General features: G+C 62.7%; 19 protein-coding genes and 1 pseudogene. 7 read left to right on the top strand and 13 right to left on the bottom strand.

Features of this window, described 5'->3' with window-relative positions; translation table 11 throughout:
- Window positions 1–5: 5 nt before the first annotated feature.
- Complete coding sequence (locus PQQ86_RS28100) at window positions 6–407, top strand: hypothetical protein (protein WP_408197262.1); 402 nt, start codon at window positions 6–8, stop codon at window positions 405–407.
- Window positions 408–421: 14 nt separating this feature from the next.
- Here PQQ86_RS28100 and PQQ86_RS28095 read toward each other — a convergent pair whose 3' ends face one another.
- The 3 genes from PQQ86_RS28095 to PQQ86_RS28085 form a co-directional block, all read right to left on the bottom strand.
- Window positions 422–1207, bottom strand: a complete 786-nt coding sequence (locus PQQ86_RS28095) for an alpha/beta fold hydrolase (protein ID WP_408279379.1) — start codon at window positions 1205–1207, stop codon at window positions 422–424.
- 270 nt (window positions 1208–1477) lie between these two features.
- Window positions 1478–2530, bottom strand: coding sequence for a rod shape-determining protein (locus PQQ86_RS28090; protein WP_408274387.1), 1053 nt, complete (start codon window positions 2528–2530; stop codon window positions 1478–1480).
- Between the two features lie 191 nt (window positions 2531–2721).
- Window positions 2722–3381 carry an alpha/beta hydrolase gene (locus tag PQQ86_RS28085; protein ID WP_408274384.1) on the bottom strand — a complete coding sequence of 220 codons (660 nt, stop codon included), beginning with the start codon at window positions 3379–3381 and terminating at the stop codon, window positions 2722–2724.
- 368 nt (window positions 3382–3749) lie between these two features.
- Here PQQ86_RS28085 and PQQ86_RS28080 point away from each other — a divergent pair, with 368 nt between their 5' ends.
- Complete coding sequence (locus tag PQQ86_RS28080; RefSeq protein ID WP_408274381.1) at window positions 3750–5333, top strand: DHA2 family efflux MFS transporter permease subunit; 1584 nt, start codon at window positions 3750–3752, stop codon at window positions 5331–5333.
- A 41-nt stretch (window positions 5334–5374) separates the two neighbouring features.
- On the opposite strand, the gene PQQ86_RS28075 is transcribed toward PQQ86_RS28080, so the two are convergent.
- Complete coding sequence (locus PQQ86_RS28075; protein WP_408274378.1) at window positions 5375–6127, bottom strand: AraC family transcriptional regulator; 753 nt, start codon at window positions 6125–6127, stop codon at window positions 5375–5377.
- A gap of 149 nt (window positions 6128–6276) precedes the next feature.
- Between PQQ86_RS28075 and PQQ86_RS28070 the strand changes: the two genes are divergently transcribed.
- Window positions 6277–7191, top strand: a complete 915-nt coding sequence (locus PQQ86_RS28070; RefSeq protein WP_408274375.1) for a glutaminase — start codon at window positions 6277–6279, stop codon at window positions 7189–7191.
- Between the two features lie 97 nt (window positions 7192–7288).
- Here the strand turns inward: PQQ86_RS28070 and PQQ86_RS28065 are convergent, their stop codons facing one another.
- The 3 genes and pseudogenes from PQQ86_RS28065 to PQQ86_RS28055 form a co-directional block, all read right to left on the bottom strand.
- Window positions 7289–7573 carry a Fis family transcriptional regulator gene (locus tag PQQ86_RS28065; protein WP_408270448.1) on the bottom strand — a complete coding sequence of 95 codons (285 nt, stop codon included), beginning with the start codon at window positions 7571–7573 and terminating at the stop codon, window positions 7289–7291.
- Between the two features lie 33 nt (window positions 7574–7606).
- Window positions 7607–7965: pseudogene (locus tag PQQ86_RS28060) on the bottom strand (type II toxin-antitoxin system RelE/ParE family toxin).
- 150 nt (window positions 7966–8115) lie between these two features.
- Window positions 8116–8985 (bottom strand): NmrA family NAD(P)-binding protein, encoded by an 870-nt coding sequence (locus PQQ86_RS28055; protein ID WP_408274372.1) that lies wholly within the window; start codon window positions 8983–8985, stop codon window positions 8116–8118.
- Window positions 8986–9198: 213 nt separating this feature from the next.
- Between PQQ86_RS28055 and PQQ86_RS28050 the strand changes: the two genes are divergently transcribed.
- The 3 genes from PQQ86_RS28050 to PQQ86_RS28040 all read left to right on the top strand — a co-directional run bounded on the left by PQQ86_RS28050 (window position 9199) and on the right by PQQ86_RS28040 (window position 12414).
- Entirely contained in the window at window positions 9199–10170 is a 972-nt protein-coding gene (locus PQQ86_RS28050) for a PadR family transcriptional regulator (RefSeq protein ID WP_408274367.1), read from the top strand.
- Window positions 10171–10252: 82 nt separating this feature from the next.
- Complete coding sequence (locus tag PQQ86_RS28045) at window positions 10253–11080, top strand: siderophore-interacting protein (protein WP_408274361.1); 828 nt, start codon at window positions 10253–10255, stop codon at window positions 11078–11080.
- Window positions 11081–11157: 77 nt separating this feature from the next.
- Complete coding sequence (locus tag PQQ86_RS28040) at window positions 11158–12414, top strand: MFS transporter (protein WP_408274358.1); 1257 nt, start codon at window positions 11158–11160, stop codon at window positions 12412–12414.
- Window positions 12415–12465: 51 nt separating this feature from the next.
- On the opposite strand, the gene PQQ86_RS28035 is transcribed toward PQQ86_RS28040, so the two are convergent.
- The 6 genes from PQQ86_RS28035 to PQQ86_RS28010 all read right to left on the bottom strand — a co-directional run bounded on the left by PQQ86_RS28035 (window position 12466) and on the right by PQQ86_RS28010 (window position 19883).
- Window positions 12466–13614: an enoyl-CoA hydratase/isomerase family protein gene (locus PQQ86_RS28035; protein WP_408274355.1), complete on the bottom strand. Its 1149-nt coding sequence runs from the start codon at window positions 13612–13614 to the stop codon at window positions 12466–12468.
- On the bottom strand, window positions 13611–14429 hold the full coding sequence (locus tag PQQ86_RS28030; protein ID WP_408274354.1) for an enoyl-CoA hydratase: 819 nt from the start codon (window positions 14427–14429) through the stop codon (window positions 13611–13613). The genes PQQ86_RS28035 and PQQ86_RS28030 overlap by 4 nt, the downstream gene beginning before the upstream one ends.
- Window positions 14429–15322, bottom strand: coding sequence for a 3-hydroxyisobutyrate dehydrogenase (gene mmsB, locus PQQ86_RS28025; protein ID WP_408274351.1), 894 nt, complete (start codon window positions 15320–15322; stop codon window positions 14429–14431). Before mmsB ends, PQQ86_RS28030 begins: the two co-directional genes overlap by 1 nt.
- Window positions 15323–15364: 42 nt before the next feature.
- Complete coding sequence (locus tag PQQ86_RS28020) at window positions 15365–16882, bottom strand: CoA-acylating methylmalonate-semialdehyde dehydrogenase (protein ID WP_408274348.1); 1518 nt, start codon at window positions 16880–16882, stop codon at window positions 15365–15367.
- 68 nt (window positions 16883–16950) lie between these two features.
- Window positions 16951–18642, bottom strand: a complete 1692-nt coding sequence (locus tag PQQ86_RS28015; protein ID WP_408274345.1) for an AMP-binding protein — start codon at window positions 18640–18642, stop codon at window positions 16951–16953.
- A 107-nt stretch (window positions 18643–18749) separates the two neighbouring features.
- Complete coding sequence (locus tag PQQ86_RS28010) at window positions 18750–19883, bottom strand: acyl-CoA dehydrogenase (protein ID WP_408274342.1); 1134 nt, start codon at window positions 19881–19883, stop codon at window positions 18750–18752.
- A gap of 289 nt (window positions 19884–20172) precedes the next feature.
- Between PQQ86_RS28010 and PQQ86_RS28005 the strand changes: the two genes are divergently transcribed.
- Window positions 20173–21228 (top strand): AraC family transcriptional regulator, encoded by a 1056-nt coding sequence (locus tag PQQ86_RS28005; RefSeq protein WP_408274339.1) that lies wholly within the window; start codon window positions 20173–20175, stop codon window positions 21226–21228.
- Window positions 21229–21279: the final 51 nt, after the last annotated feature.

Raw genomic sequence — 21279 nt, 5'->3', positions numbered from 1 at the left:
ACCAGATGAACGCCTCACTCGAAACACTGTTTCCGGATCACGTCCATACCGAAGACAACATCGTCACCGCGCTGAATCACCAGGACATCGTCGTGGCATTGTCCGCGGCGCTGAAGACGCAAAACGTGGCGGTGCTACATATGCTTTACCCACGAACCGACGCGCGCACCCATCACAGTCTCGATACACTGGTGAATGTGCTGCATGGGCATGGCCTGCATGAGGTCGCTGATCTGATCGCGCAGGAAGCGCACTATCTGCTGTTCAAAGACCCCGTGAAAGCATGGAAAGCCTTCCACGAAATTCGCAACGACTCGCTCGCGATCGGCGTGCATCTGTATTACCACGGCCTCGTCGGCGAAGCCGCGGAGCTCGCGCTCGATAAAGACGCGCATCGCAAGGCCTGAACTGCGCCGGTAATTCAAACGTCCATTGCGCGAATAAATTCGTCGACGTAACGATTGAACGCTGCCGGATGCGCGAGATTCATTCCGTGCGAGGCACCGCGCACCGTTTCGCGGCGGGCATCCGGCAGCCATGTTTGCAGCGCCGTCGCCGTGCGGCGGAACATGTCGGGACTCTTTTCGCCATCGATCAGCAGCACCGGGCAGCGCACCTCAGCCGCCTGCTCGGGTACGTACGCCGGCAACGGGTCGCGGAATTGACGCGCGAGCGTGTGTGCGTTGTCGGTCGCCATCTTGCGAAAACCCGGCGTGCTCATCGCCCAGAAACCAGGGCGGCTCACCGAATCGACGAACAGTTGCAAGCCCGCTTCCACCTCACCTGTTTCGATCAGCTGCGCAGCTTTTGCGCGCAATGCGTTCACGGTCTCCGGCAAACTCGCGGGCGGTCGCCCGGCAATCTGCAACGGTCCGCCCGGGTCGGCGAGCGTCAGCGTGCGCACGTACTGCGCATGGCGCCGCGCGAAATGAAAGGCCACGCACCCGCCGCGCGAATGACCCACCACGTGCGCCGGCCCGGCGCCGAAACGATCGATGAATTCGGCCACGTCATCCGCATGTTCGCTCCAGCTGAACGGCTGGTCGGGCTCGGTATCCGTCACCGGCCAGTAATGCGTGAGACTCACCGTGACGCAGCGGTATTGCTTCGACAGCCCTGCGAGTTGCGGTTGCCAATAGCGGTAATCGCATAGCGAGCCATGCACGAACAGCAGCAGTTCACCCTCCCCGGCTTCCACATAGGGCATGCGCAAGCCGCTATGCAGTTCGATGAAGGACGGGGATGCGGGAGAGGACGAAGCGGAAACGGATTGATTCACAGGTGGTTCACGGACGGCGCGGCAACGGCTGAAACCATCAGCGGTGCCGGCTAGAAATGGATTCGAAGAAGAAAACGTGTTCGCGTCCCTGAAATTGGGACGAGAGGCGTATTGTCACACAGCCCTTCAATATCCGCCGAGGCTCACGCGGCCGGCCGGTGTCCCAGCCACCTGCAACGCCGGACGTCCCGCATCGAATCATTCGTAGGCGTTGTCGTCGAGCAAACCGGCCGCCGCCGCCGCGCCCGCGCCACGCACCGCGCAAGTGAGCGGTTCATCGGCGACGCGGACCTCGAGCCCGAGTTCATTGGTCAGGCGGCGGCCCAGATTGCCGAGCAGCGCGCCGCCGCCGGTCAGCACAATGCCGCTGTGCGCGATATCGGTCACCAGTTCCGCGGGCGCCGTTTCAAGCGCACGTTTCACAGCGCCGATCACCTGACGCAGCGGACCCTCGATCGCATCGGCGATATCGTGATTGCTCAACTGAACCGTGCGCGGCAAACCATCGTCGACGCTGCGCCCAGTCGCGTTCATATGTTCGACCGGCACCTCGCGCAAGGCCGAACCGATGCCCTTCTTGACGTGCTCGGCGGTTTGTTCGCCGAGCAGCACGCCATACAGGTTGCGCACGTAGCTGACGATCGCCATGTCGAAACTGTCGCCGCCCACGCGAATCGAGCCGCTATACGCGAGGCCGCCGAGCGAGATCACACCGACTTCGGTCGTGCCGCCGCCGATGTCGACCACCATCGAGCCAGTCGCCTCCGAAACCGGCAGGCCCGCGCCGACCGCCGACGCCAGCGATTCGCCGATCAGACTGACCTTCCACGCGCCGGCCGCCACCGCGGCTTCCTTGATCGCGCGACGCTCGACCTGGGTCGCGCCCGCAGGCACACACAAGGTGAATGCAGCGCGCCGGCTGAACAGCGGCCGCGGCCGGGCCATGTCGACGAATTGCCGGATCATCTGTTCGGCAGCGGAAAAGTTGGCGATCACGCCGTGCCGCATCGGCCGTATGGCTTCGACGTTGCCCGGCGCGCGGCCGAGCAACTGGCGCGCTTCGGTGCCCACTGCCGCCACGCGTTTTTGCCCGGCGGCGGACTCTTTCTGGAAAGCGACGACGGACGGCTCGTTCAGCACGATGCCGCCGTTGTCGGTATAGATAAGGGTATTGGCCGTGCCGAGGTCCACCGCCACGGAATGACGGAACAGTCGATCGAAAAGCGGGTAATGCGGCGTCGGTCTGGCCATAGGAAGGCTCTGATGTGTCGTTATCCGCCCTTGCAGGGCAATATGGAAAATGCGCCCCCGGTCACCCGAACCGCTTGGCACGCCTAGATGGGCGTTGCGCGATCCGCGCGGCGGGAGTGATTTTCATGCTAATGAGCAGTTAACGGCAAGCAGATCAGAATCTTTAGGGCCACTTTTCAATTGGGACCGTGTCAGTCGCGCGACAAAGTGCCGAGCGCATGCTCCAGCGCCTGCCTGCCGAGCTCGACGCCGTCCGCGTTGATCGTGTGGCCGATGCCGGGCAAGGCGTAGGCGTCGACCGTGTAGCCGGCGTTGCTGAATGCATCCGCGGCGTATTCCAGTTCCTCTACCGGGATCACTTCGTCGTCTTCGCCGTGCACGAGCGTGAGCGGCGTACCGTTCTGCGCGACGATCACCGAGGCGAGCCGCCCCGAATACGCGATGACAGCGGCAGCGCCTTCCGCGCTAGTCGCCACGTGATGCATCGCCATGATCGAGCCTTGCGAGAAACCGATCAATGCAAGGCGATCGAAAGAAAGCTGCCAGTGCGCCAGTTCCACCTCGAGCATGCGCCGTAATGCCGGATAGGCGGCGGCCACACGCGCCTCGCGATTGCCCTCGTTGACATCGCGCAGGCTGAACCATTGGCGCCCGCCAAAGCCGCCGTCGAAAGCGTCAGTGCCGTCGAGCGACGCAAACGCCACGTCCGGCAGGCTCTCGCTCCAGATGTCCGCGAGCGGCATCAGATCGCGCGCATTGCTGCCCACGCCGTGCATCAGCACCACGACTGCCTTGGCCGGCGTTATCGCCGGCGCGCGCCGCCAGCCGTGTTCGAATTGCTCCCAAGCCATATTCAATCCTCTCTCTGTACCCGCTGTACTCTCGGTTCGTATTTCTGCACGCGCGCTCAGCCACGCGGCAACGTGCTGCCCTCCGTGGCGCCTTTACTTGTACCTGGCTTCGCTCGCGTAGCCCTGGCGATGCCTCAGGTCTCAGGTGGTTTCACGGCGCCTGGTATCGCTCCATGCAGCCTCAGCCGGGAGCATACGCTGCCGGATTCGGTTCTGGCGTCCGATCTGCATGGCTCGACGACGCCAAAACGCGAATACAGGTATGCTTTTTTGCGAGCATTCGATGGACCGCCCGGCTCATTGCCCGGGTGGTGAATAGAATAGAACGCCGTGCAGAACATCCGTCGCATCGCCATCCGGAGAATCGTTTGAGCCAGCCCTCTTCCGCGCCCGCCGCTGCCCCACCTGCACCGCCAGCACCGCCGCCACTGCAAGGCGGCAAACTGGTTCTGGCGACCATCGCCGTTGCACTCGCCACTTTCATGAACGTGCTCGACACGTCGATTGCGAACGTCGCGATTCCCACCATTTCGGGCAACCTCGGTGTCTCGGTCGACGAAGGCACATGGGTCATCACGGTGTTCGCCGCGGCCAACGCGGTCTCGATTCCGCTGACCGGCTGGCTCACGCAACGCATCGGCCAGGTCAAACTGTTTGTCGGCGCGATTCTGATGTTCGTGCTGGCTTCGTGGTTGTGCGGCATTGCGCCCACGCTGCCGATCCTGCTGGTCGCCCGGGTGTTCCAGGGCGCGGTGGCCGGCCCGCTGATTCCACTCTCGCAAGCAATTCTGCTCGGCTCGTATCCCAAGGAGAAATCGTCGACCGCGCTCGCGCTGTGGGCCATGACGGCCACCGTCGGCCCGATTGCCGGCCCCGCGCTCGGCGGCTGGATCACGGATAGCTACAGTTGGTCGTGGATCTTCTATATCAACATTCCGGTCGGCATTTTCGCGGCCGGCGTGACGTGGATGATCTATCGCACCCGCGAGTCTGCAACCCGCAAGCCGCCCATCGACGTGGTCGGGCTCGGCCTGCTGGTTACGTGGGTCGCGTCGCTGCAGATCATGCTCGACAAGGGCAAGGACCTCGACTGGTTTTCGTCGCCGGTGATCGTGATTCTCGGCATCACCGCGGTGATCAGCTTCGCGTTCTTCCTCGTGTGGGAATTGACTGAAGAAAACCCGATCGTCGATTTACGGCTGTTCCAGCAGCGCAATTTTCTCGGCGGCACGATTGCGATTTCGGTGGCGTACGGCGTGTTCTTCGGCAACCTGGTGCTGCTGCCGCAGTGGATGCAGGAGTATCTGAACTACCGCTCCGTGGATGCCGGTCTCGTCACCGCGCCGCTCGGCGTCTTCGCGGTGCTGCTCGCGCCGGTAATGGGCCGCGTGCTGCCGCGCTCAGATGCGCGCATCATCGCCACGCTCGCATTTATCGGCTTTGCGATCGTGTTTTATATGCGCTCGAAGTACGTGATCGAAATCGACACGTGGCACCTCGTGCTCCCCACGCTGCTGCAAGGTATTCCGATGGCGCTGTTCTTCGTACCGCTGACAGCGATCATTCTGTCCGGCCAGCCGCCCAACAAGATTCCGGCTGCCGCCGGCCTGTCGAATTTCGCGCGGGTGTTTTGCGGCGCGGTGGGCACGTCGATCGCCGGCAACGAGTGGAACAACCGCACTGCCCTGCACCATGAACGGCTGACCGAGCAGGCTACCGTGAACAACCCGCTGTTCAATCAGCAGATCGATTCGACCCAGTCGTTGCTGCATCTGAATACGCAATCGGCGCACGCGCTGTTCGATTTCACCGTGAACACTCAGGCCGCGATGATGGGCCTGAACGACATCTTCTTTGTGTCAGCGATCATTTTCATTCTGATCATTCCGCTGATCTGGATTACGAAGCCGGCCAAGGGCGGCGGCGGAGCGGCCGCGTCGGGCGCGCACTGATCGCGGTGTTTTTCGGCGGTGCGTCAGCGGAGTCAACGCAGTCAGCGGAAATAGCGAGCGGGCGTGTCGCCGAAGGCATCGCGGAACACCGCGATAAACGACGACACGTCGTTGTAGCCGACTTCGAGCGCCACCTGCGTGACGCTCGCCCCCGCGCCGAGGTGCTCAAGCGCAGCCAGCAAGCGCAGTTGCTGCCGCCACTGGCCGAAGGTCTGCCCGGTCTCCTTGACGAAAAGGCGCGCCGCCGTGCGAGCGGTTACGCCCGCAGCCCGGGCCAGATCGTCGAGTACCGCCGGTTCCGCCGGGTTGGCGCTCAACGCTTCGGCGATCCGCTGGATCCGTGGATCTTGCGGCCAGTGCAGTGCCAGAGGGGCCGTGGGCAAGCCTGACAGGCGGTCCAGCAAGACTTGCAGAAGACGCTCGGCGGGTTCGTCGAGCGGTTTGTCGTGCGGCAGATCGGCTGCGGCACTCAGCAGCGCTTCCGCCAGAGGGTCGAGCGCCAGGGCAACGCTTTGCGCGGGTAGCGGCACAGCGTCCGCATCGGCATACAGCGAATGGAGTCGCACCGGCTCGGCGCTCGACAGGTAATGCTGCACGTTCGCCATCAGCCAGAGCGCGTGCCCCGTCGGCACGACCCATCGGGCGGTTTCGGTGCGCACGGTCAGCACGCCGGCGCTCACGTGGATCAACCGCGCGCGGCGATAGGCGCGCCACGGTTCGTCAAGCGCGTTGTAACGCTCGTCGACCACGAATACCGGACGCGCGACGCCGTCCGGATCGAAGGCTTGCGTCATGGATGTCTGTTTTACCCGGTTACTGTAAAAAACACAGTAAGACTAGCATAGCCTTGGCGAAACGCTGTTCGAACCCGGCAGCGCCTGGCCGCACGAACAATTCGCGCCAGGTTGCCAGTAGAATCGCGGCTTCAAACGGTCCGAGCCCAATGAACTACGCATCCATCCTCGAGCAGATTCAACGCGATCTTCAGCCGTATCTGGGTACCGGCAAGGTCGCCGATTACATTCCCGAACTGGCAAAAGTCCCGGCCGACAGCTTTGGCATGGCCATCGTCACGCCGTCCGGCGAAGTCTTCTGCATCGGCCAGGCCGATACGCGCTTCTCGATTCAGAGTATCTCCAAGTTGTTTGCCTGCACCATGGCTTTCCGGCTGCTCGGCGACGAACTGTGGCAGCGCGTCGGCCGCGAGCCGTCGGGCACGCCGTTCAATTCGCTGGTGCAGCTTGAAACCGAGCAAGGCAAGCCGCGCAACCCGTTTATCAACGCTGGAGCACTGGTTGTCACCGATGTGCTGTGCCGCCGCTTCGTACGTGCCGAGACAGCGCTGGTGGAGTTCATGCGGCGGCTGACCGGTGAGATCACGATCGACTACGATTCGCGCGTCGCGCAGTCAGAGCTTCAACATGCAGACCGCAACCAGGCGATGGCGCATTTCATCGCGAGCTTCGGCAACATGGACATGCCCGTCCACGCGGTGGTCGAGGCGTATTGCCGGCAATGCGCGATCTCGATGAGCTGTGTCGAGCTGGCCAAGGCTGCGTTGTTTCTGAGCAATGGAGGCGTAGTGCCTTCGACCGGGGAACGCATCCTCGACAGCAGTTCGACCAAGCGTTTGTCGGCCCTGATGCTGACCTGCGGCACCTACGACGCTGCGGGCGACTTCGTCTTTCGTGTCGGCTTGCCAGCAAAGAGCGGCGTGGGCGGTGGCATCGTCGCGGTGCTACCGGGCGAGATGGCGGTCTGCGTGTGGTCGCCCGGGCTCGACGCGAACGGCAACTCACTTGCCGGCGCGAAGGCACTGGAATTGTTGACCACGATCACTGGGCGGTCGATTTTTTGAATTTGAGTTTCTTGACGCGCCCTGCCACGTCCGTGCGCACTCGAGGCCGCCTTACACATCAAGAAACTGGCTGAACGGCCCCTCGAGCACCGTTCGTTCAAGCCGCCAGTTCGAATCGAAAGGTTTTCCCTAGTGCCGCTGCCGCGCTCGCCAACGTAGTCAACGTCAGACTCGTATCAGTTTCATCGAGCAATCGATTCAGTGCCGCGCGACTGGTCTTCATCTTCGTTGCCATTGCCGTCTTTGACAGATGTTGAGCTTTCATTTCCTGCTCGATCTGCCAGGCAATGACACGCTTCATCGCGGTGGCGGTGGCTTCTTCAAGCATCGCCTCTTCCGCTAAGAAGTCATCAAAGTCACTGCCGATATGCCTGTTTGCCATGTTCAGTTCCTTGGCCATGACCCATCCTAAAATTTACTTGACGTTCCTCAACTGGCGCAATCGATCCTTTGCCAAATCCAGATCTTCCTGAGGCATAGCCTGAGACTTTTTTTGATAAACCCATGCAGCAGCACAATATCGCTGGCCACTACGGTGAACAGCACTCGGGCAATTCGCCGGTGAAGGTGAATGCGAATTTCCCAGAGATCCTTACCCATTTTGCGCACCAGCGGCATCCCGATAGGCCAGCCGACTTGTACGGTCTTTATGTCTCCGCCAACTGTTCTGCGATCCTCTGCGCCGAGGCCTTTAAGCCATTCCCGAACGGGTTCGTTACCGGCATCCGTTCGAAAAAATTTAACAGCAAGTACAACTTGAACCGTCTTTGACATCGTGACGAAGCGGAAGGAGTGGCATCAATTGAATACCTCAATCGTACCAAAATTGGTACGACTGAACAACTACCAAGAATACGCGCCTTGCAGGCCAGCGACGCTCGAACAATATATTTGCCCCGCCCCGCATGCCCGCACTGCCGTCGCTCAGCCCGCCCGCTCAACCAACTCAGCCAGCACCGCCTGATACCCGGTGTTGCCAATCACCCGCTCATGCACGCCGTCTTCGAAATCGATCCACCCTGAATTGAAGCCATCGATCATCTCGATACGCGGCACAGGCCACCCCGTGCCTTGCGGGTGGAACAGCGCCTCCCACTGATCGTGCGGCACAGCCTGAGCCTTCACCGAACGTCCGAGCACGCCGCCCAGCATCGCGGCGATCTCATTTTGCGTATAGCGCTGCGGCCCTTCAATCTCGATCACGCGGCGCCCCTGCCACGACTGAGTCAGCGTTTCAGCGATCACCCGGCCGATATCCGCGGTTGCAATCATCGGATACGCACGTTCGAGCGGTTGCAGAAAGCTCGACATCACACCCGTCTCGCGCGCCGGTGCGATATCCCACAGCGAATTCTCCATAAACCACGCAGGCCGCAAAATCGCCGTCGGAATCTGCAGGTCCGCAAGTGCTTCTTCGAGAATATGCACTTGCGTGACGAGACCGAGACCCGACTCGCGCTGCCCGCCGATCGACGAGAGCGCCGCGACGCGCTGCGGCCTCGCCGTTACCAACGCTTCTTTCAGCGCCGCCGCCGCTGCACGCGCGCTCGGATAGCCCGGCTGCGGCGCGAAGTTCGGCGCCACCATCACGAAGACGCCCGCCGTACCGCTCAACGCCGCGGCGAGTGCATCCGCGTCTTCGAAGGACGCGATCGCAACTTCGGCGCCCCGCTCCACCCACTCTGGCGCCTTCTTTTTGTCGCGTAAGACAGCGCGCACTGCGTGTCCCGCGTCCAATAACGCGCGTGCCGCCGCGCCGCCCACCTTCCCTGTCACACCGGTAATTGCATACATCTTCATCGCTCCTTGAATACGGCCAATGCCGTTCTGAGTGCGATTCTCGGCGTTTCCCGATGATTTCACGAGAGCATGAATGTCATTTGCGCAATGACTCGATGGCATGAAAAGCCCCGTCCGAACCCCAGCGATGCAAAAAATGAGTTTGACAAACTATCTTTAGATATATATCTTACGACACATCTTAAGACACAAATGGGAGTACCCAACATGCGTCATCACCATCGTTTTTCCCGTTCGCGTGGCGCGGACGAAGGTTTCTTCGCAGGACATGATCGCCCGTCGCTGCATGCGCTTTGGCATGTGTTCGCTCGCCACTACGAGCTCCGCGGCGAGCGCGGCGGCGAACAACGCGGCGAAGACTTCGACCGCCGTCATGGCGGCCGCAGAGACTGGCACGAGTTTCATGGCGACGAGCGCGGCCATGGCCGCCATGGCGGACGCAATGAACACGGCGAGCGCAACGGCTTCGGTCACGCTCACCGCTTCGGCCGTCACAGCTACGACCGCTTCTCGCTTCACGCCCTGTGGCACGCAATCGGCCGCCATGACGACCATCGCGGCGGCGGGCGCGGCGGACGCTTCGGCGGCGGCGGCCCGGGTGGCTTCGGCGGCGATGGCGACGGTTTTCCGCGCGGCCGCAAATTCAGCTCCGACGACCTGCAATTGCTGCTGCTCTCGATGATCGACGCGCAGCCAAGCCACGGCTACGAGCTGATCAAGGCGCTCGAAACGCGTTCGAACGGCTTCTATAGCCCGAGCCCGGGCATGGTCTATCCGGCGCTCACGTATCTGGAAGAACTCGGCTACGTGACCGTGCAACTCGAAGGCAATCGCAAGCGTTACGAGCTGTCGGAGGCGGGCCGCGAATACCTGGCCACCAACCGCGACCGCGTCGAATTGATGCTCGCCAAACTGTCGCATATCGCCCGCAAGATGGATTCGGTGCGCCGCGCGTTTGCCGGCGAGGAGCCAGCCGACATCAGCGAAGGCGGCTGGCTGCCCGAACTAAGCCAGGCACGTCGCGCGCTGAAGCATGCGCTCCTGCGCCGTGACAACGTGCCGGCCGCCGAACAGCGCCGCATCGCCGCGATCCTGATGCGTGCGGCGAATGAAATCGAAGGCGAAGGCAAACCCGGCAGCGATCAAGGCGGTGATCAAGGCAGCGAACCGGCCGCTTGAGATCGCGCTATCCAACAGACGCGTTCGAAGGCGTCCATGCGCACTTTCGAATGCCAATCAAACCGACAGGAGTGGCACCCTTATGCTGACAAATGACAACCGAGCCGATCTGGCAGTCCATCGCGTGCGGCATCCGCTGAAGTTCCGCTTGTTGCAGGTCAAGAAGGTGCATGCGCTGAACCCGCATCTGATTCGCGTGACCTTCACGGGCGAGGATCTGCACGACTTCGTCTCCGCTTCGTTCGACGATCACATCAAAGTGTTCTTCCCCGAACCTGGCGCCGACAAACCCGTGCTGCCGGAGAGCGGCCCTGACGGTCCCGTATTTCCCGCCGGCCAGCCGCGGCCGATTGCCCGCGATTTCACGCCGCGCCGCTTCGACGCTGAAGCGCGCGAACTGGACATCGAGTTCGCCATGCACGAGGCCGGCCCGGCTGCAACGTGGGCGGCGCAAGCCAAAGTGGGCCAGTACCTCGGCATCGGCGGCCCGCGCGGTTCGCTGGTGATACCGACTGGCTTCGACTGGCATCTGCTGATCGGCGACGACACCGCCTTGCCGGCAATTGCTCGCCGCCTGGAAGAGTTGCCTGCCGGCACACGCGTCGCGGCAGTGATCGAAGTGGCCGATCCGTCGGCACAGATCGAATTCGCAACGCGGGCCGAATTGCACATGGTCTGGCGCCATCGCAGCGAATCGGGCTATCGCGGCGAGGCCTTGCTGCAAGCGGTACGCGAAATCTACTTGCCCGAAGACGGTGAAGGCTACGTGTGGGCCGCCGGCGAATCCGCGACGATGCGTGCTGTGCGCTACCACCTGTGCACGGAACGTGGCGTCGACAAATCGCGCATTCGCGCGGCCAGCTACTGGAAACAGGGCGCCGAAGCGGTACATGAATCGCTCGACGACTGACTGTCTGCTGCCTGCGCGCAGTGAACTGCGCGAGCCTTGCAAGCGGCGTGCGTCGAACAAAAATAAGGAATTGACCGATGTATTCAATTAGCACAAAGCACGAGCGACGTTTGCTGTGGCTGCTTGCGCTGACGCAGTTCACCATCATCATGGACTTCATGGTGATGATGCCGCTCGGCCCGCAGATCATGCACTCGTTCAGCATCACACCGGCCGCGTTTGCGACAGCTGTATCGGCCTATTCATGGTGTTCGGGGCTGTCGGGCTTATTCGCGGCGACCTACATCGACCGCTTCGACCGGCGTCGTCTGTTGCTGACGATGTATGCGCTGTTCGCGCTGTCAAACCTGGCGTGCGCATTGGCGAGCAGCTTTCCCCTTCTGCTTGTCGCGCGCGCGTTTGCGGGCATCACGGGTGGCGTGTTGGGCTCGGTGATCATGGCGATTGTCGGCGACGTGATCCCGGTGCAGCGCCGCGGCGCCGCGACGGGCACGATCATGACCGCCTTTTCATTGGCGGCGATTGCCGGCGTGCCGGCTGGCGTGATGCTTGGCGCGCACTTCACCTGGGCGGCACCGTTTTATTTGCTGGTGGTGTTGTCGGTGGCTGTCTGGGTTGTGGGGTGGCAACTGGTCCCGTCGCTTGCGGAGCATTTGAGCCGTCGCCAGCCGGCGCTTGGCGAGGTGCTGCCTGAGTTGTGGCGGCTGCTGAGCAACCCACGGCATATGAATGCGTTTGCGCTGACATTCATGATGATGGTCGCGCACATGCTGGTGATCCCCTTCATTTCACCGGTGCTGGTCGCCAATCATGGCGTGGCCCCCGCGCAGTTGTCGTGGTTATACATGGCAGGTGGCGCGGCAACGTTCTTCACGTCGCGCCGGGTGGGCCGCCTGGCAGATCGGTTCGGCACGCGGCTCGTATTCCGGATTGCGGCGGTACTGTCGTTTCTGCCCGTCCTGTTTGTGACCCATCTGCCGAATCTGCCGTTCTACGCGCTGGTGATGTTTTTCCCGTTTTTCATGGTGCTGATGTCCGGGCGGATTGTGCCGATGCAGGCACTGCTGACGACTGTGCCGGAGCCTTCCCGGCGGGGTGCTTTCCTCAGCGCCAACAGCGCGCTGCAGGCATTGGGCACGGGGTGCGGCGCATGGATCGGCGGCTTGATGCTGAGCAGTTCGCCGACGGGACAGATCGAGGGGTATGGGACCGTTGGATGGGTGGCAGTCGCCGTCGCGTTGATTGGGGTGCTTTGGGTTTCCCGGGTTCGAGGGGCGCAAAGTACAGTGCCGCCAACTGGTGTATTCAGGGGCGACACAGTGGGAGAAGGTTGACGTTCAAGCGCGCCGACGCAGTCTGAAACACCGCGTCGGCGCGCGCGGCCTTCAACCTTCTTCAACCCCCAACCCAACCAGCGGATGCGTTTCCCGCTTCCATGGTGAGCTCAGAAAATACCGGACGCGTTCCGAGCGCACTTCCGCAAGCGTCGCCGGCGCCCAGCGGCTCTTGCGATCCTTGTCGATCAACTGCGCCCTCACGCCTTCGCAGAAATCGCCTTCCTCGATCACCAGCTTGACGATGCCCAGCTCCATCCGGAAGCACTCCGCCAAGGTCATCTGCCGGCCGCGCAGGAGCGCCTCGCGCGCGACATACAGCATCGTGGGCGAGTGTCCAACCATCGCGTCATAAGCAGACTGCAGCCACTGTTTCACCTCACGTGCAGGCTCGCGCTCCAGATCGTGGCGCAATGTCGCGACGATCCGCTCGATGCTCGAGCGCCGGTCGAAGTGCCGCAGGATCAACTGCGTAAACGGCCCCAATGCAGCATGCGGGATGATGTTGCACGGCGGCTCGAACACGCCACGCAATGCAGCCATCAAGTCTCCCGCGTGCGACATGCGCTGCAGGCGCTCTTCGAATGTGCCAAGCCACTCGGCCGGCACGCACAGATCCGCCAGTTGAAGGCGCAACGCATCGGCGCCGGATAGCGTCACGCCGGTGAGCCCGACATATAACGCGACTTCCGCCGGCATCACGCTCAGGAAACGCGTCGCACCGACGTCGGGCAGGAAGCCGATGCGCGTCTCCGGCATCGCGATCTTGCTGCGCTCCGTGACGATGCGCAGCCGCGCCCCCTGACCGAGCCCCATGCCGCCGCCCATCGAGATACCGTCGAGCAGGGCGACGACCGGCTTCGGAAACTTGTGCAACGCGTAGTCGAGCCGGTATTCGTCGGCAAAGAACGCAAGCCACCGGCTGTCGCCATTCTTCGCAAGCCGGTACACCTCGCGCACGTCGCCGCCGGCGCAAAAGCCCTTGGCACCCGCGCCTTTCAGCACGAGCGCAACAATGCCGTCGTCGGTGCGGCAATGTTCGACCAGTACGGCAAGCTCGCGCACCATCGCGTGCGATAGCGCATTGAGCGCGGCCGGCCGGTTCAGCGTGATGATCGCCACACGGTTGACGACGCGAAACAGAATCTCCCGCTCCGCTTCGACGCCCGTATCGACCGCGACGCTCTGCAAGGCGCTCATCGATGCGTCTCCTGCCCGGCGTTAGCGGCCGGCTCAGCCTGCGTCACCTGCCAGCGTGGCGCGCGCTTCTCGAGAAACGCATTGACGCCTTCGCGCTGATCCGCGCCGTCGAACAGATCGACAAAGCGTTCCCGCTCCACCGCCAACGCCGCCGCACGCGGCACGCCGTTGCGGCCCTGGTGAATCAGCGTCTTGCTGAAGCCGACCGCCTGCGGGCTGAGGTTCGCGACACGCGCCGCCATCGTCAGTGCGGCCTCGCGCGCGGCGCCCTTTTCCACCACCTCTTCGACGAGGCCGATACGCAATGCGGTCGCAGCGTCGACGCGTTCGTCGGTGAGAATCATCCGTTTGGCCCAGCCTTCGCCCACCAGCCACGGCAGTGTCTGGGTGCCACAGCCGCACGGCAGTAAACCCACTGCCGTTTCGGGCAATGCCATCAACGCGTGTTGCTCGGCGATGCGGATATCGCAGGCCAGCGCGCATTCGAGCCCACCGCCCATCGCGTAACCGTTGATTGCGGCGATCACCACCGGCCGAGCGTTCTGCAGGGTCTCGAACGCCGCGCCGAAGCGCGTCGCCGCCGTGCGCGCAACTTCGCGATTACCGTCGGCGAACGTGTTCAGGTCAGCGCCCGCGCTGAAGAACTTCGGGCCGTCGCCCGTGATCACGATGGCCCGCACGCGCGCTTCGCCGTTCAGACGCTCCACCGTCTGCTGTAATTGCAGCAAACCGTCCGGTGTGAACGCGTTCGCGGGCGGCCGTTTGAGCGTCAGCAGCGCAACGGCGCCGTCGTGTGCGTAGTCGAGTTCGATCATTACGCGTCTCCGTCTTTGCGATAGAGCTTGATCACAGCCGAGAAGTCCAGACGTCCCGCGCCCTTCGTGCTCATCGTCTGATAAAGCTGTTGTGCCAAAGCGCCGAGATACACCGGTTGACGCGCGAATTTCGCGGCGTCGGTGGCGAGGCCCAGATCCTTCAACATCAGATCGGTGCCGAAGCCACCGGTATAGCCGCGCGTGGACGGCGCGGTTTCGATCACGCCAGGCATCGGGTTATACGTGTCCGAACTCCAGCAGCGGCCCGTCGAAGTATTGATGATGCCGCCCAGCACTTTCGAGTCGATGCCGAGCGCCTCACCCAGCGACATCGCCTCGGCAACACCCGCCATCGTGATGCCGAGCACAAGGTTATTGCAGATCTTCGCGACCTGACCGGTGCCGGTGTCGCCGCAATGCACGATGTTCTTGCCCATCGCCGACAACACCGGCTTGACCTGCTCATAGGCATCCGCGCTGCCGCCGACCATGAAGGTCAAGGTGCCTGCTGCCGCGCCGCCGGTACCGCCCGAGACGGGCGCGTCGACGAAAGTATTGCCGCGTTGTTCGGCCAGTTCGGCAAACGCCTTCACACTCGCTGGATCGATGGTGCTCGAATCGATGATCGTGACGCCTTCCGCGATGCCGGCGAAAACACCGTCATCCGCTATCAGCACGCTGCGCACGTGAGTGGCAGCGGGCAGCATCGTCACCACACATTCGACGTCGGTCACTGCGGCTTTCGGCGAACTTGCAGCTTTGGCACCCGCATCGACGAGTGCCTGCACCGCTTGCGCGTTCAGATCGAATACATTGACCGCGTGACCCGCCTTCAGCAGGTTGAGCGCCATCGGTGCACCCATGTTGCCGAGTCCGATAAAGCCTATTTTCATGGTGTTGTCTCCCATCCGATACAAAGCAATAGACCTTAGGCCTCAGCGCAGGCTGATGGTCGTGTTAACACCGTCGTTGACGGTATCGTCGTCGAACCAGCGGGCGGTAACTGTCTTGGTCTGCGTATAGAACTGCACGACCTGCTTGCCGTACGGCCCGAGGTCGCCGAGTTTCGAGCCGCGCGAGCCGGTGAAACTGAAGAACGGCACGGGCACCGGAATCGGAATATTGATGCCGACCTGGCCGATATCGATCTCGCTCTGGAATTTGCGCGCCGCCGCGCCGCTCTGGGTGAAAAGACCCACGCCGTTGCCGAACGGATTGCGATTGACGAGCGCGATCGCGTCATCGAGCGTGGCGGCATTCAGCACCACCAGCACCGGGCCGAAGATTTCCTGTTTGTAGATTTCCATCCCGGTGGTGACATCGGTGAATACCGTCGGGCCGATAAAGTTGCCTTGCTCGTAGCCCGGCACCTTCACGTCGCGGCCATCGAGCGCCAACGTTGCGCCCTCTTTCACGCCTGTTTCGATCAAGCCGAGAATGCGTTGCTTCGCGGCGCGTGAGACGACCGGACCGACGTCCGTACCCGGCTCATTACCCGCGTTGACCTTCAACGTCTTTGCCTTCGCAACCAGATCGGGTAGCCATTGCTGCGCGGCACCCACCAGCACGACCACCGAGGTCGCCATGCAGCGCTGTCCCGCTGCGCCGAAACCTGCACCGGCCAGCGCATTCAGAGTCTGCTCGCGATTCGCATCGGGCAGCACCACGGCATGATTCTTTGCGCCCATCATCGATTGCACGCGCTTGCCGTGTTCGCTGCCGAGGCGATAAACGTGCGTGCCCACCGCGGTCGAGCCGACGAAGGAAATCGCCTTCACCAGACCATGCGTGCAAAGCGCGTCGACCACATCCTTGCCGCCATGCACGACATTCAGCACGCCCTTCGGCACACCGGCTTCGAGCGCCAGTTCGACCAGTTGCATCGTCGACAACGGACCCTGCTCGGAAGGCTTCAACACGAACGTATTGCCGCAGACGATCGCCATCGGGAACATCCACAATGGGATCATCGCGGGGAAATTGAACGGCGTGATGCCGGCGCATACGCCGATCGGCTGACGCAGCGTGTAAGTGTCCACGCCACCCGCCACGTTCTCGGCGAACTCACCTTGCTGCAAGGTGCCGATCGAACAGGCGTGTTCGACCACTTCGAGCCCGCGGAAGATATCGCCTTCCGCGTCGGGGATCGTCTTGCCCTGCTCGGCGCTCAAGGTCCTGGCGATACGCGGCGAATGCTCGCGAATCAGCGCCTGGAACTTCAGCATGATGCGCATACGCGCGCCGATCGGCGTGTCCTTCCACGTCTTGAACGCGGCGTGCGCGGAGCGGATCGCTTCGTTCACTTCATCGGTGGTGGCGAACGGTACGCGTGCGAGCACCTCTTGCGTGGCCGGGTTGACGATGTCGCGCCATTCGGTGGTTTTGGATTCGACGAACTCGCCGTTGATCAGCAGTTTGACGGTGGTGGCCTTGTTCGATGCAGTAGCGCTCATGCTGGAACTCCTGTAGTGGTCGCGTGGCGGCCGGACAGTGATGTGGAATGAAAAGGATCAACGCAGAATCAACGCAGATCCGGGAAGTCCTCTTCCCAATACTCGCCCGGCAGGCGCGCGGGTTCGGCTTCGCGCTCCATTTCGCGGCGCCGCAATTCGACGCGGCGGATCTTGCCGGAGATGGTTTTCGGCAGCTCGCTGAATTGCAGGCGGCGAATCCGCTTGTACGGTGCGAGTTTTTCGCGTGAGAACGCGAAGACCGCGCGCGCGAGTTCGGGGCTGGCTTCATAGCCCTGGCGCACGGTGACGAACGCTTTGGGCACCGCCAGGCGCAACGCATCGGCGCTCGGCACCACAGCGGCTTCGCCGATCGCTTCGTGTTCGATCAGCACGCTTTCGAGTTCGAAGGGGCTGAGCCGGTAATCGGACGATTTGAAAACGTCATCGGCGCGGCCGACGTAGACGTAGTAGCCGTCATCACGGCGCAACGCGACGTCGGAGGTATGGTAGAACCCGTTGCGCATGGCTTGCGCCGTGGCGTTGGCGTTGTTCGCGTAGCCGGTCATCAAACCAAGCGGACGTTCGGCCAGAGGCAGTGAGATTTCGCCTTCGGTAACGGGTTGATCGTCGGCATCGAGGAGCTCGATTTTGTAGCCCGGCAGCGGACGGCCCATCGAACCCGGCACCACCGGTTGGCCCGGCGGGTTGCCGATCTGGCAGGTCGTTTCGGTCTGGCCGAAGCCGTCGCGTATCGTGATACCCCACGCATGCCTGACGCGTTCAATAATCTCCGGATTCAACGGCTCGCCCGCGCCGACGATCTCGCGCAGCTTCACCGGATAGTCGGTGAGATGCTCCTGCACGAGCATGCGCCAGACGGTCGGCGGCGCACACAACGTCGTGACGTTGAAACGCACCAGCACGTCGAGCGTGTCTTTCGGCACGAAGCGCGGAAAGTTGAAAACGAACACGCAGGCCTGCGCATTCCACGGCGCGTAGAAGCAGCTCCACGCGTGCTTGGCCCAGCCCGGCGAGCTGATATTCCAATGGATGTCGTTCGGTTGCAGGCCGATCCAGTACATCGTCGACAGATGGCCGATCGGGTAACTCTGATGCGTATGTTCGACCAGCTTCGGCTTCGAAGTCGTGCCCGAGGTGAAGTACAGCAGCATCGGATCGGTGGCGTGCGTGACGCCGTCGGGCGTGAATTGCGGCGATGCGTCATAGGCCGCGGCAAGATCGATCCAGCCATCGCGCGGCGTGCCGACCGAGATGCGCGTGAGCGGCACATCGAGTGCATCGAACTTGGCGAGCTCCGCACTATCGACCACCACGAACTGCGCGCCGCCAATCTGCACGCGGTCGCGCACGTCGTCGGCGGAAAGCTGGGTGGTGGCCGGCAGCACGATCGCGCCGAGCTTCATGGCGGCGAGCATCACGTCCCAGAGTTCGACCCGGTTCGGCAGCATCAGCAGCAAACGGTCGCCACGCCCCACGCCAAGGCCACGCAGGAAGTTCGCCATGCGCGACGAACGCTCCGACATCTGCGCGTAGGAAAGGCGCAACCCGTCGCTTGCCGGATCGTCGACGATCCACAGCGCCGGGTTGTCGTTATCTCGCGCGATCACGTCGAAGTAGTCGAGCGCCCAGTTGAACTGGCCCAGCGTCGGCCACGCGAATTCGCGGTAGGCGCGGTCGTAGTCGGTTCGATGGCGCAATAACAGATCGCGCGCTTCGAGAAAGCCCTTCGCTGCAGTCATCGTCGTCTCCAATTCCATGCTGGTGGCGCGGTATGCGCTCTGATTTTTGCCTGTGCATTTGCCTTGCCGGCAGGCTATTTTGCGCTCAAACGCCCTCTAACTTGCGTTTAAACATGCCGCGCAATAACCATCCGCTGCACTTCGCTGGTTCCTTCGTAAATCTGCGTGATGCGGGCGTCGCGATAGTGGCGCTCCACCGCATAGTCCTCGAGATAGCCGTAGCCACCGTGAATCTGGATCGCATTCGAACAGACTTCTTCGGCGAGTTCCGACGCAAACAGCTTGGCCTGCGACGCCTCGGACAAACACGGCTTGCCCGCCGTGCGCAAACGTGCCGCGTGGTGCACTAGCAGACGCGCGGCGTTCAGGCGGGTCGCCATGTCGGCGAGCATATTGGCGATGGTCTGGTGATCCTTCAGCGCCTTGCCGAACTGGATGCGTTCGTTCGCGTAGAGGCGCGCGGCATCGAATGCGGCCCGCGCGATGCCGACCGCCTGCGCCGCAATACCGATGCGCCCGCCCTCGAGATTCGACAACGCAATGCGCAGGCCTTCGCCCGGTTCGCCGAGCAGATTGGCTTCGGGCACCGCGCAGTCATCGAGGGAGATCGGGCAGGTGTCCGAGGCACGAATGCCGAGCTTGTGCTCGGGCTTGCCGACGTTGAAGCCGGGCGTATCGGTCGGCACGATGAAGGCTGACAGGCCGCGCTTGCCGCGGTCGGGATCAGTGACGGCAAACACGATCGCGATGCTGGCGCGCGCCCCGTTGGTGACGAACTGCTTGTTGCCGTTGAGAATCCATTTGCCGTCGCGCAGCACCGCACGGGTGTGCAGATTGTTCGCCTCAGAGCCGGCTTGCGGCTCGGTCAGGCAGAACGCGCCGATGCGGCGGCCAGTGGCGAGGTCTTGCAGATAGCGGTCCTTTTGCGCGTCCGTGCCGAAGTTCAGGATCGGCCCGCAGCCGACCGAGTTGTGCACACTCATCAACGTGGCGCAGGCGGCGCAGCCCGCGGCGATCTCCTCGAGGGCGAGCGCGTAGGCCACGTAGTCGGTATAGGAACCACCCCACTCGGACGGCACGATCATCCCGAGAAAGCCCAGTTCACCCATTTGCGTCACGACTTCGGAGGGCAGTTTCGCGTCGCGATCCCACTGCCCGGCGTAGGGCGCGAGACGTTCGGTGGCGAAGTCGCGGGCGGCGTCGCGGATCATCCGCTGTTCGTCGGTGTAGAAGCTATCCATGGCTCGATCCTGTTGTATGCATCGCGTCGCAGCGACGAGGCGCTGCCTCGTCATTTGCGACTCATCGCGGGGGATGACCGGCCTCGCCGTGGTGTCTCGGGGGCAAGGCGTCCCGCGATGGGTTCAGGTCAAGTGTAGGGAAGCTACTGGACAGGTTCGATGCTCAGCCCGATCATTCTGGTTGAGCGCATTTACCATGCCGGTATCATGCAGACCCGATTCAAGCCACGTTTTCAAAGGCTTAGCGGATCGCCACAAGGAAAACGCTGAGCGCATTTGCCAGACAGTCATGAAAAACCTGAAAAGCACCAAGAGCGACAGGGGCACAATTTCCGTCAGTCTCGTCGAGGAGGCCCTGACGCTGGCGCGAGCGCGCGGGTTCGAGGCGCTGCCGCTCGCCGAAGCCGCCGGCATCGCGGCAACGATGCTGGCGTCGCCGAAAAGCCGGGTCTCGTCGGCGCAGTACGGCGCGCTATGGGCCGGTATCGCCCGCGCGCTGGACGACGAGTTCTTCGGCCAGGACTCGCGCCGCATGAAAAGCGGCAGCTTCATCGCAATGACCCAGACGGCGCTGAGCGCGCGCAACGGCGCGCAAGCGCTCGCGCGGGCGGTCGGTTTCATGCGGCTCGTACTCGACGATCTTGGCGCCGAGATCGAAACGGATGCGCTGCGCGTGCGCTTGCGGTTTGTCGAACGCGAAGGTGCGAAGCCGCCCGCCATGTTCGCTTATGCGACCTACTTCATCGTCGTCTACGGCCTGCTGTGCTGGCTGGTCGGGCGGCGCATTCCGTTGCTCGAGGCGCGCTTTCGCTGCGCCGAACCGCCTGCCGCGCATGAATACCGTCTGATGTTCTGCGACGACATGGCGTTTGATCAAACCGAGTCGTATGTCGATCTGTCGCCGGCATTTCTCGAGTTGCCGGTGATCCAGACCACGAAGTCGGTCAAGCCGTTCCTGCGCGACGCGCCCGGCAGCTTCATCGTCAAATATCGCAATCCCGGCTCGCTTGCCGCGCGCGTGCGCAAAATGCTGCGCGCGCTGCCGATGGCCGGCTGGCCGGCCGCCGACCAGATGGCGCTGCGCCTGCACGTCGCCGAAGCGACGATGCGGCGGCGTCTGAAACAGGAAGGCTATACCTATCAGTCGATCAAGGACGACTTGCGGCGTGACATCGCAATCGGCGAACTGCAGGACACCGATCGCACGATCGCCGACATCGCCACTGCCGTGGGTTTTGCCGAACCGAGCGCGTTTCACCGCGCGTTTCGCAAGTGGACCGGGATGCGGCCGACCGACTACCGGCCGGCGCGCGCGGATTTCACGCGCCGCGCGGAATCGGACTAAGCTGTAAGGAGCAGGCCAGCCTTTTTGGGGTATCGGCCCGCGCCGGTCGAT

It is taken from the genome of Paraburkholderia sediminicola, assembly GCF_046026675.1.
Lineage (GTDB): Bacteria > Pseudomonadota > Gammaproteobacteria > Burkholderiales > Burkholderiaceae > Paraburkholderia > Paraburkholderia sediminicola_F.
The sequence above is the reverse complement of the archived record's forward strand: the minus strand, read 5'-3'. Positions and strand labels throughout refer to the sequence as shown.